Source organism: Microbulbifer variabilis ATCC 700307, from assembly GCF_000380565.1.
Classification (GTDB): Bacteria; Pseudomonadota; Gammaproteobacteria; order Pseudomonadales; family Cellvibrionaceae; genus Microbulbifer; species Microbulbifer variabilis.
Genome location: NZ_AQYJ01000028.1, coordinates 458,575 through 470,539 on the forward strand (window position 1 = coordinate 458,575; position 11,965 = coordinate 470,539).

At 52.2% G+C, this 11,965-nt stretch carries 7 protein-coding genes; 3 read left to right on the plus strand and 4 right to left on the minus strand.

The features are described 5' to 3' along the window. Window positions 1-4 precede the first annotated feature (4 nt). A complete protein-coding gene (gene ribA, locus G367_RS0117780; protein ID WP_026305223.1) occupies window positions 5-622 on the plus strand; it encodes a GTP cyclohydrolase II in 618 nt (205 codons plus the stop codon). 125 nt (window positions 623-747) lie between these two features. Here the strand turns inward: ribA and G367_RS0117785 are convergent, their stop codons facing one another. Further along, complete coding sequence (locus G367_RS0117785) at window positions 748-2,022, minus strand: metal-dependent hydrolase family protein (protein ID WP_020414516.1); 1,275 nt, start codon at window positions 2,020-2,022, stop codon at window positions 748-750. Window positions 2,023-2,174: 152 nt separating this feature from the next. After that, complete coding sequence (gene pulA / locus G367_RS0117790) at window positions 2,175-5,501, minus strand: pullulanase-type alpha-1,6-glucosidase (RefSeq protein WP_020414517.1); 3,327 nt, start codon at window positions 5,499-5,501, stop codon at window positions 2,175-2,177. A gap of 590 nt (window positions 5,502-6,091) precedes the next feature. Between pulA and rsgA the strand changes: the two genes are divergently transcribed. Continuing rightward, window positions 6,092-7,213, plus strand: a complete 1,122-nt coding sequence (gene rsgA, locus G367_RS0117795) for a ribosome small subunit-dependent GTPase A (RefSeq protein ID WP_020414518.1) — start codon at window positions 6,092-6,094, stop codon at window positions 7,211-7,213. A 90-nt stretch (window positions 7,214-7,303) separates the two neighbouring features. Here rsgA and G367_RS0117800 read toward each other — a convergent pair whose 3' ends face one another. Then, on the minus strand, window positions 7,304-7,621 hold the full coding sequence (locus G367_RS0117800; RefSeq protein ID WP_020414519.1) for a DMT family transporter: 318 nt from the start codon (window positions 7,619-7,621) through the stop codon (window positions 7,304-7,306). Window positions 7,622-7,914: 293 nt separating this feature from the next. On the opposite strand from G367_RS0117800, the gene G367_RS0117805 reads away from it, so the two are divergent. After that, window positions 7,915-9,990 carry a TonB-dependent receptor gene (locus G367_RS0117805; protein WP_020414520.1) on the plus strand — a complete coding sequence of 692 codons (2,076 nt, stop codon included), beginning with the start codon at window positions 7,915-7,917 and terminating at the stop codon, window positions 9,988-9,990. A gap of 68 nt (window positions 9,991-10,058) precedes the next feature. Here the strand turns inward: G367_RS0117805 and G367_RS0117810 are convergent, their stop codons facing one another. After that, entirely contained in the window at window positions 10,059-11,909 is a 1,851-nt protein-coding gene (locus G367_RS0117810; protein ID WP_020414521.1) for a DUF885 domain-containing protein, read from the minus strand. Window positions 11,910-11,965 lie beyond the last annotated feature (56 nt).

Consider the following 11,965-nt stretch of genomic DNA (forward strand, 5'->3'; position numbering starts at 1 on the left):
TAAGTTGACCATTCGATATGTAGAGTCCTCAAAGCTGCCCACATCCTGGGGAATGTTTGAGATGCACGGTTTCGAGGAAGTGGAAACCGGTAAAGAGCACGTGGTGCTCACTATGGGGGATTTCGACACCAATGAACCCTTGTTAGCCCGCATTCATTCAGAGTGCCTGACCGGAGATGCGCTCTTCTCACTGCGCTGTGATTGCGGTGCCCAGTTACAGCATGCGATGCATCGCATTGCGATGGAAGGGCGCGGAGCGATTTTTTACCTTCGCCAGGAAGGTCGTGGCATCGGCCTTTTAAACAAGATTCGCGCTTACCACCTACAGGATTGTGGTGCGGATACGGTGGAAGCCAACGAGCAGTTGGGCTTTGGTGCTGATATGCGGGATTACTCTATTCTGAAAGCGATGATCGAGCACCTGGGAATCCATGCTATTCGTCTGATGACCAATAACCCGCGCAAAGTAAAAGCGTTGGAGGATTTGGGGATTAATGTGACTGAGCGCTTGCCGCACCAATCCGGACGCAATCCCCACAATGCCAAGTATTTGTCCACCAAGAAAGGTAAGCTTGGTCATTTGATTGAAAATGAGGATGAAGAAGGAAAAGAGGGAAACTAACTTTCACTTCTCTTTAAGTATCCCAATAAAAAAGGCCGGAGTTATCCGGCCTTTTTTATTTTGTAGAAATTATTTAAAGCTGAGTTCGGATATTTCAAACTCGGTTTTAAACTATTCAGAGGCTTTTAATTCTTAAAGACCTTGCCCCCTTTCATCACAAAATCCACATCTAAAAGTTCATCGATATTATCCAGTGGCGAGCCATCGGTGGCGATAATATCGGCATACTTACCGGACTCAATGGTGCCCAGTGAATCGCTCATATCGATCAGGTCGGCGGCGTTAACGGTAGCGGATTGCAGGATGGCCATATTATCCATACCGGCTTCACTCATCAGGACCGCCTCGCGGGCATTGATGCCGTGTTTGGATACACCTGAGTCGGTGCCGAAAGCAATTTTTACTCCGGCATCGACCGCTTTACGGAAATTGCCGCGCATGTCCGTGCCAACACGTATGGCTTTTTCCTTCTGAGCCTCAGATAAAACATCGGTATTTTTTGCCAGCTGTACCACGGTATCACCGGCGAGAAGGGTCGGAACCAGGTAGGCGCCGGTTTCTTTAAATAGCCTATGGGCGCGGGGGCCCGCGTAGGTGCCGTGCTCAATACTGTCTACACCAGCCTCCAATGCGGCAATAATGCCTTCTTCCTGGTGCGCATGACTGGCTACCTTGCGCCCCATACGCTGGGCTGCCAGGACCACCTCTTTTAGCTCATCCATTTCCATCTGCTGGCCGGTACCTGTAGCGCGATCGGTAAGTACACCACCGGTAGAGGTAATCTTGATAAAGTCAGCGCCGTATTTGATCGCATGACGGGTCGCACGGCGGCAATCGTAGGGGCCGTCGCATACAGTTCTGGTTTTGTCGTCATGCAACGCCATTAACTCGGGGCTGACCCCACTGATATCTGCATGCCCTCCGGTAATACCCACTCCGCCGGCTGCAATAATACGTGGGCCATCTACCCAGCCATTGTTGATTGCATCGCGCATTGCATACATTTCTTCACCGCTATTACCCGCATCGCGCACAGTGGTGAAACCAGATTTCAGAATACGCATGCCAAACATTTGCGAGCGCATTTGGGTCAGTGGCATGGACATCTTAAGGGTTTCGGAATCATTTTGGGGTCCCAGCTCATTTTGCAGGTGAACGTGCATATCCATTAAGCCCGGCATTACGAAGCTTTCCCTAAGATCAATGACTTCGGCATCATCTCTGTTCACATAACCAGGGCTGATGGAAGTAATCCTGCCATCCTCGATTATTACGCTTTGCTCTTTTAAAGGTTTTTTACCGGGAACAGCGAGGAGTGTGCCTGCGTGGATAATGGTTTCTGCCAGCACTGAGGAAGAGAAAAGAGTCACTGCGATACCGCAGAGAAGGAAACGCTTCATGATTTGTGTACCTATTTATTATTTAAGCACAAGCTAAATCAATCTGCGGAATATGACAATTATGGGTTTATTACTTGGTGAGAGCCGGAAAAAAGTTTCTAAAAAATCCAAAAAAAGACCGGAAAATCCGGCCTTTTTTAATCTGTGGAGAATTAATATCTGCGGCGTGGCTGCACAAATACTGCGGTAGTTCGGCCGGGCAGAGTAAAGGTGCCGCTGCTCCGATCAAATTTCACTTTGTACAGGCGTGAGTCTACAGAGCGACGCTGACGTGGGTGCTTGAACAGGTACTCACCAATGAGGTTTTCGCTGCTAAATTCTAATGATTCGTCATCGCCATTAAACAGCACCACAATACGTTCAAAGCGGCGATCGATGTTGCCATTGGCATCGGATAACTCCATCACAATCAGCCCAGGAATCTGGCCGGGTCCGGTGTTGAGGAAATTGAGGTGTGCCTTTACGGACTCTGCATCAGACAAGCGGAACAGGGGAGAGCTGTTGCGAATCGCCAGCTGCTCGCGGAATAGAGCGGAGCTCCACAAGCGGTGCCGGCGCTCGGGAGCCAATTCCGGGTTTGCCAGTAAAGGTTGCATCAGGGACCAGTTATCTTCGTTTTTATCGGCGATAGGCAAACCTATACCCCAATTATCGGTGGCGAGGCTGAAGTCCAGTGCATTAAACCAGTCACCGGAATTGTAACTGTCCCGATCCATCGACTTTGAGCGCAGGAAATCCTGGCCTGCGTGGATAAACGGCACTCCCTGGGCGAACAGAACCAGGGAATTACTGAATGCCTGGATACGCACTCGTTCAGCCAAGTCGGCGCTGTCGCTGGCTTTGATCTGTACTCCGTCGAACAGCGTCTCGTTGTCGTGGGCGGCAATATAATTAATGGATTCCTGCGGGTCGGCGGTATAGCCGGTGGGCTGGCCGTTATAGACCAGCTCGCTGCCGGTAATGATATTGCCGTTGGCATCTTCAAAAGGATAATCCGCCAGGTTGCCGGCGAGGGAAACGCGGACTTTATCTGTCAGGGTTAGCAGTGTGGCACGCTCATCTTCTCCCTCAAACTTGCCGTTGCTGTCGGTGAACAGACCGGTACCAAAGCCCTGCTCCTCAAAGCCTCCGAAGGGGTTGCCGCCACGCACGGAATCGCGCAGGCGATCGTTAAAAGTGCCTATACCGCTGCCCGCCATATTGCCCTGGCGGGCCTGTACAAAGCGAGCATCGTCAGCCACCTCGCCAAAATTCCAGCCCTCGCCGTACAGGTAGATAGCGTTGCCATCGACACCATCGGCTGCCGGGGTCAGTGATTGCAATGCCGCTTGCGCCTTGAGGATATTGTCGAGGCTGTGGTGTCCCATCAGATCGAAACGGAAGCTGTCCACCTTATAGGCCTGGGCCCAGGTGACCAGGGAATCGATCATCAGCTTTTCCATCATGGCGTGCTCACTGGCGGTGTTGGCGCAGCAGCTGCTCATTTCCACACCGCCCTCCAGATTGCGGCGGTGATAATAGCCGGGGACGATTTTATCGAGTACGGAGTTGTCGTATTGGCCATAGGAGCTGGTGTGGTTGTAAACCACGTCCATCACCAGCCGCAGGCCGGAGTGGGATAACCCTTGCACCATTTGACGGAATTCGCGAATGCGCGCAGGTCCATCGGGAGCGCTGCTATAACTGCCTTCGGGGACCGTGTAGTGCAATGGATCGTAGCCCCAGTTAAAGCCATCGGTATCGCGAACAGAATCCACCTGGGCCTGCTGCTCGCTGCTGTCCGATGCGTAGTCTGAGAGGTCCGGGGTTTGCTGCTGCTGCGTGCGATCCTCATTGACTGTGGCAAAGTCAAAGGCCGGCAGCAGGTGGATATGGGTGAGGCCGGCGCGGGCCAGTTTATTGAGGTGGCGCATGCCGTCGCTGTGCTTGCGGGTGAAAGCCTTGAAGGTGCCGCGCTCTGCTTCGGGGACAGTTTGATCCGCAATACTGAAATCGCGTACGTGCAGCTCGTAGACACTGATATCTTCCGGCTGGGTTAACTGGGGCTTGCGCAGGCGGTCCCAACCGCGCGGCTTCAGGTCCTGGTCATCCAGGTTGACGATCTGGCTTTTGCCGCTATTGATGGAGAGACTCAGGGAGTAGGGGTCGGTGACCAGGTTGGTTTCAACCTGGCGGCTGAAGTAGGAGTACACCTCGACCTCGTAGAGGTAAAAGCTGCGGTCCCACTGCTTATCGATATCGGCACTCCAAACCCCGGTAGATTCATCGCGCAGCATGGATACCACCTGATCGGCGCTATGACTGCTGGAGTCTGTAAACAGGTGCAGCTTTACTGCCCGTGCGGTGGGTGCCCAAAGATCGAGTTGGATACTCTCCTCGCCGACACGGGCACCGAGTTCACCGTCGTAGTAAAAGCGATCATCGAGCGCACCTGCCATCTGCACACCAGTCGCATCCAGTAAGTTGCCCTCCGCATCGTAAGCGGCGAGGGCGAGCTGCTGGGTGACCAGATCACTGATGGAGGCCTGCCCTGGCAATTGCCAGGCACTGAAACTGGCCAGGTGTGGGAATTTTTGTTGGGCGCTGTCGGGCAGGGTGGCGAGAGGGGTGAGATCAATGGTGCCATCGGAACGGATATCACCGTCCTCCAGTTTTAGCTCGGCGCTGTTGCTGTAGTGCAATTTAACCTTGGTGCCTTCCTGCACCTGGATATCCCAGGCAAAGCTGCTGGTATCCACCCAGTGCGCTTTATCGCTGCTCAGGTCACCCTTGGCGAAGCCGTCACTGCTGACGGTGACTTCTTTACTATTCGAGTCAAAAGCAAAGTAGATTTCGTCGTAATCGGCGACCACGGTAAAGCTGACGTTGGCTCCATTGTTGCCGTAGCTCTCCTCCCAGCCTTCGTGCAGTGCTACCTTGAATTCATAGGAACCGGCAGGAAGCGCTGAGGTGATAAAGGTGTAGGTGCCATCTCCATCGGCATCCTGCATCCAGCTGCGCAGGCAACTGGGTTGCCAGTCTCCCGGACACCCCAGCAGGGATTGGAAGTTGCCGGCTACAGCGGCGACCACGCTACTGTGGTTGTCGGTGATCCAGTGAGTCTCGTGGTCGTAGATAAATTTAACTTCGCGGGCCTCATCCAGGCTAAGGGAAATATTACCGCCGTCCCGCTGGCCGCCCCAGCCATAATTTTCATCCCAGCTGTTGTTGAGAGCGGCTTTGTACTCCCAGTTGCCGGCGGGTATCCAAAAGCTGCCTTGCCATTTGTTGTCTTCGCTGTCATAGCTGAGCAGGGTGGCGACACAACCTGGTTGCCAGTCGCCATCGCAGCCCAGTTGGCTTTGTAGGTTGCCGGGAATATTGACCTCTGTGGGGTCTGGTGTGTCAGATGCCCACACCGGTATTTGGATGGAGCAGAAGACTGCCCCCAGAATCAGCCCGGCCTTTGTGCCGGGTCCTGTAAATTTTGTTGTTGGCATAGCGCTTCCCATTTTTTGTTGTACTTGTTGCGGTTCTCTCAGTTGGTATTGAATCGCAGTCACGCATTGACGGCCTCCCACCCCGAGGAGGTGGAGGTCTGGGAGAGGTAGTTGGGGGTGTCATAAAACCTTTATAAATTCGTCACTTGGTGGAAACACCCGCAGGAGAAGATGTTTCCCGAGTAAACGCGATGGCGAAAGAAAAAGCCGGATCTATACTCAACTGATCGGGTTATGGTGAGTCGAGAAAGGTGATGCACTCGCTGTAATCGGATTCGAAGGCCGGCTTTTGCCGGCTTTGCTTTTTGTGGCGGGGCAATTACTGAGAGGCTTCCCGGGATTATCCTTGCTCCTATCCCCGGGTAGTGCTAATTTGCCCATAACCCGCCAGGTACTATGGCGGAATCCAGAATTCAATAACTGCGGAGGATGATTGATGATTGTTGCAACCCTCCGTCGGGTCCAGTAGCAGCCTCCAGCTGCCCACGCCCGGCGATAGATTCCTAGACGTCGGGCTTTCCCTGAGAAAGCTCTGTTGGCCGCGTATCTGCGGTCGCTTGGTGCTTTGTTGCGCCCAGAGGGTTTCAATCTTGAGTAAATCTCACTTTACCCGCCGGTCTGTTAATAGATTCGGCACTAAATCCCCATCTATCAAAATTGAGCGGGAAGCTTCTCCGCTACAAAAGCTCGGTTGGAAGTCTTTTTTCCAACAGCAGGTGACGCTCGAAGAACTCGAACAGTGTTTGCCGCTGCGGGTTATGGCTGTACACCGCGGTCGCCTGGAATTGGCCGGCGAGCAGGGGGCTGTGTCCCTTCCCCTAACCGGGAGTCTTGTGGCTAATTTGCCGACGGTGGGGGATTGGTTGTTGTTAGAGAAGAGCAGTGGATATTTTGTGCGTTTGTTGAGCCGCAGCAGCCAGTTTGAGCGCATGGCACCTGGGGGGCATCAGGTGCAGATGATCGCTGCCAATGTCGATAGTGTTTTTATTGTTTCGTCCCTGAATGAGGACTTTAACCTCTCACGTATTGAGCGCTATTTGGCTCTGGCACGGGAGTCCGGTTGCCGCCCCCACCTGATACTGACTAAGGCCGACCTGTGTGAAGATACTGCCCCTTTTCTTCAGGCATTGCGCCCATTCGGTGAATTACCTGTTGCAATGGTAAATAGCCTGGATCGAGAGAGCGTGGCACAGCTGCGCCAGTGGTGCTTACCTGGGGAAACTATCGCGCTGTTAGGTTCTTCTGGAGTGGGTAAGTCCACTTTGCTAAATGCGCTGTCTGGCGAATCTCTGGCTGAGACTGGGACCATTCGTGAAGCTGACAGCAAAGGGCGCCACACCACACGGAAACGCTCTCTTCACTCCCTGAGTTGGGGAGCGTTGTTACTCGATAGCCCTGGGATGCGGGAGCTGGGGTTGGTGCATGTTGAAGGTGGCGTGGCGGAGACTTTCTCCGATATTGAGGCCTTGGCCAGGGAGTGTCGCTTCTCTGACTGCCAGCACCAGTCAGAGCCAGGCTGTGCGGTACAAGAGGCGATAACGGGCGGTTCGCTGGATGAGCGGCGCCTGCGCAATTGGCAAAAACTGCAACAGGAACTAAGCCGTAACGGTCAAACTCTGGCGCAGAAACGGGCGGGGGAGAGAGCGCTATCCCAGATGTATCGATCTGTGCAAAACCAGGCGCGTAAGCGCAAGTATCACGGGGAGGATTGAAAGTAACTCCTGTATCTCTAATTTTTATAAGTGGTATGCAACCAGGGATAGAAGGGCAGCATTAGCTGCCCTTCAAAACTGTTATGTAAGCTAGCGAGCCAGTTTTAATGTGACAACCCCGACGATAATTAGCAGTACCCCGAGATATCGACCGAGGCTGGCCGTCTCACCAAAGAAAACGATTCCCATCAGAAAGGCACCGGCCGCACCGATACTTGTCCAAACCGCATAGGAAACTCCAATGGGGATTTCCCGCTGGGCCAACCACAGTAAAAATCCGCTGAGGCCAATAAACACAACAGCCATTACAACACCCAGCAGGCGGGTAGATACCTCCTGGGATATTTTTAGCCCCAGTACCCAACCAATCTCACAAAGACCAGCCAACAATAGGTAGAACCAGGCCATGCTTTTCCTCTTTAAAACGTAATTTTTAAAAAATTCCTATTTCATCCTCCTTTTGGAGGTTAGGTCGGAGAATAGCTAACTGCCACTTTACTTAAGAGTTTAGAGAAAATTGATCGACTAATATGCCGGTGGGGTGTCGCTACTGCGTGTTTTTACATTGGCACAGGTTTTGACTGGGAGCTTGATAGGCTAAGGCGGAAAGGGGAATTTGATAGTGGGAAGGGAGAGAATGGGAAAACTCTGCCCAGGTCCTGTATGGTTGACTGTAATCGAAGGAGAATCAAGCTGGAAGCATGTTAAAAAAAATCAGGAGTCTGGGACTAATACTATTGTCGGTCAGCCAGGTGGCTTGGTCCGACCAAGCGAATATCGAATCTGTCGTCGTTACAGCTAGTCGTGTTGAAAAACAGCTTCAGGAGTATCCTGAAAGCTTCTCTATGGTTGCCGGTCAGGAATTAAAGCTGATTAAGCACAATCATATCCAGCAAAGTTTAGCGCGAGTCCCTGGGGCCAATGTGGCAAGAGGCAACGGTCTGGAATATTTGCCCGCATTGCGTTCGCCAGTACTGTCAGGGGCTGGAGCCTGTGGCAGTGTGCTGACAATGGAGGATGGCATCCCTCTGCGGGCAAATGGATTCTGCAATATAAATGAGTTGTTTGAATCCCATAGTGAAGTGGCACAGCGAGTTGAAGTTATTCGCGGACCAGCCGGCACTCTGTATGGTTCCAACGCTATGCATGGTGTCGTGAATATTCTGAGTCCGGAAATTGAAGAAAATACAAAAGCCTTTTCTGGAACTTTAGGTTTTGAAGGTGGCCCCCATGATTACTATCGAACCAGTATTTCAGCTGAATCTGATCTTTCTAACGAAGGCAGAGTACGAGCAGATCTTTCCCTGGCATCTGATGGGGGTTATAGGGACCACTCTGGTTATGACCAGCAAAAGCTCAGTCTTTTGCACTCTGTTTCTACAGCGCAGACACAGATCCGTTCTCGTCTGGCAGTCACGAATTTAAATCAGGAAACAGCGGGTTATATCGAAGGACACAATGTCTATCGGGATGATCGGAGGGACAGGGAAAACCCGAACCCAGAAGCATTCCGCGATGCCTCCGCGGTACGGCTTTACTCTATTCTCGATATTGATTTGGGCTCGGGAAAAAAGCTATCACTGGCCCCTTACCTTAGAAAAACAGATATGCGTTTTCTACAGCACTATTTACCGGGGCAGGCGTTGGAAGAAAATGGCCAGGAGAGTATCGGCCTGCGAAGCAGCTATTTCTTTACCAGGGCAGGCAACCTGGAAATAGTAATGGGGCTAGATATGGAATTTACCCAAGGCTATTTACGAGAACTCCAGAAAGAGCCAACAGAGGGATCGGTTTTTTTACGGGAGACTATCCCCGTAGGTAAGCACTATGACTATCAAGTAGATGCTTATAGCGTTGCCCCTTTTACTTTGGCTACCTGGAATGCTACCGATACTTTAAAGCTCTACAGCGGCGTACGTTTAGAATCGGTACAGTATGACTACAACAATAAAATGCTGTCTGGCCGTACGGCCGAGGATGGTCTCCCTTGTGGCTTTGGTGGCTGTAGGTTTAGCCGGCCAGAAGACCGCAAAGACAGCTTCCAGAATTGGTCGCCCAAACTAGGAGCTACTTACGATCTCAAACCTGGCTTGCAGTTTTTTGTCAATATGGCCCAAGGACATCGGGTTCCCCAAGCAACAGAACTTTATCGTTTACAGCGAGAACAAACTGTTGCCGAATTGGATTCTGAACAAATCAGCAGTATTGAACTGGGGGTGCGAATTCTTAAAGAGCACCTTTCCTATGAACTTGTGGCTTATGGAATGCGCAAGCGCAATGTAATTTTTCGGGATACGGAGTACTTTAACCAATCCAGTGGGAAAACCTCACATCGCGGTGTGGAGATGGCGCTTGGCTATGCATTTGCCCAGAGCTGGCGACTGGAGACATCCTCCAGTTATGCGGAGCACCGCTACCGTGATGAGCGAGAGCTGCAGGGAGTGTTACTGGATGGTAATCTTGTGGATTCAGCCCCCAGGGCTTTCGGTAGCTATCGCCTGCAATGGCAACCCCGGCAAGAGATAACCGCTGAGCTGGAATGGTTACATCAGGCGCGCTACTTCACAGATCCCCAAAATCAGCATGAATATTCCGGGCACAATTTATTGAACCTGCGGGCCGAGTGGGTATTTGATCGCTGGGCTCTTTCTATAAGGGCGTTAAACCTTACCAATAAGGCCTACGCAGAGCGAGCGGACTACAGCAGCTTTGTTGGGGACAGATACTTTCCAGGGGAGCCACGCTCAATATATTTGTCAGTATCTTCCGAGTGGTGATTAGAGGGCTTTTAGCGGAGACTTCAGTCATAAAAAAAGGGCAGGGAATTCCTGCCCTTTTAGTTTCTCTAGCCCGCCGATGCTTGCGATGTTGCTGGGGGAGAAGCCTGAGCCGATGCAGAGCCCTGACTTTCAATCCAGCTGTTCATTCGTGTCTCGAGAATATTTAAGGGCAGCGCGCCGGCGCCAAGAAGGACGTCGTGGAAGCTGCGGATGTCAAAATTATTGTCTAGCTCTTCTTCTGCTTTTGCACGTAGCTCTTTAATTTTTAACTGCCCTAATTTATAGGCCAGTGCCTGTCCTGGCCAAACCAGGTAGCGGTCAATTTCCACGGTGACATCGTGCAGAGGCTTGGCACTATTTTCCATAAAATAACCAATTGCCTGCTCACGGCTCCAGCCCAGTTGATGCATGCCGGTGTCTACAACCAGGCGCACGGCGCGCCACATATCGTAGGTCAGTGCACCAAACTCGCTATAGGGATCTTTGTACAAACCCAGGTCATATCCGAGGCTTTCGGAGTAGAGGCCCCAGCCTTCCACAAAAGAGGTATAGAGAGCCATACGTCGTAGTGGGTGAATATCACTTTGCTCCTGGGCCAGGGCAATCTGTAAGTGATGGCCAGGCATTGCCTCGTGTACCGTCAGCGCCTCCATTTCCCACTTGGGCCGGCTGGGCAGGTTGTAGGTGTTGGCAAAGAAAATACCTGCGCGGCCAGCCTCGTTGGAGCCTGGCAGGTAATAGGCCGTGGTTTGTGACTGCTCCGAGTAGCTGGGAATGGGTTTAACTCCATAGGGCAATCTGGGCAGGGTGCCAAACAGCGCGGGCAGCTCGCCATCGATGCGCTTGGCAATATCCCGGTAGTCTCTTAACAGGGCCTCACGGCTGGTGTGGTAAAAGCGTGGATCAGTGCGCAGGAATTCGGTAAAGGCCTTGAAGTCTCCCTGGAAGCCAGTCTTTTGCATGACAGCTTGCATCTCTGCACGGATACGCTTGACTTCGGCCAAGCCTATGCGGTGGATTTCCTCAGGGCTTAGTTCTGTAGTAGTGTTTTGCTCAACCTTATAGGCGTACCAGCGCAGGCCGTCATTGCGGCTGCTAAGAGCGATATTTTTCTGCGCACCGGGGATATAGTCACGCTCGATAAATTCAGCCATTTTCCGCCAGGCCGGCGTTAACTGCTTGTTGTAAATATCCAGAGCACGTTGGCGCAGGCTCTGTTGCCTGGCAACCGGAATGCCCTTTGGCATGTCTGCGAAGACCTTGAGCAGCGGGCTCTGTTCCGGAGTTGCTGGAATCAGGGCGCGGATCTGCCTCGGTAAATCACGCAGGGTAATCTGTGGTGGAGTAATTTCCCTCCTGAGCCCCTCACGCATCAATTCCTGGGTTTGCTCAACCAGGGTTGGCAGCTTCTCCAATCGAGCCAGGATATCCTCGTAATCGGCCACCGAGCGGCGCGGCATACTAATTAGCACAGCTGGCACGCTGCGCTGGATACCGCTCATATGGGTCACAGGCTGTAGGTGATCGGGAAACTGGAAGCCTTTTACTTCACCGAGTAAATCCTGGTAAAGCAACTGGTAGTCCAGTTGTTGCTTTTCGGGCAACTCGCTGGCATCTAGATTGCGAGTAGCACCTAAAAGTCGACGGGTCTGTTCCTGCCGAACTTCGATGCCTCTCTTTGAGTTGTCCACCCAGCGGTCATTCTGTCCGGGGTAGCCTTCGTAGGTGGCCATGCTGGGATAGCTTTCCATAATCCACCGGTAGCGGAAGTCTTGCAAAGCTATCAACTGCTCCGAGGCATTCTCAGAGGGAAGGGCTTTAAAGGCCTTTCTGAAAGCTTTCTGGTCCATGGCGGTAGCACTGAAACTGGCAAGCAGGCCTATGGAAGTGACAAGGGCTTTTTTAAAAAACGACATCTTTCCCCCGAATCCAAGCAGAAATTGATAGAAAAAGGGCCAGTAAAAAGCCCCAG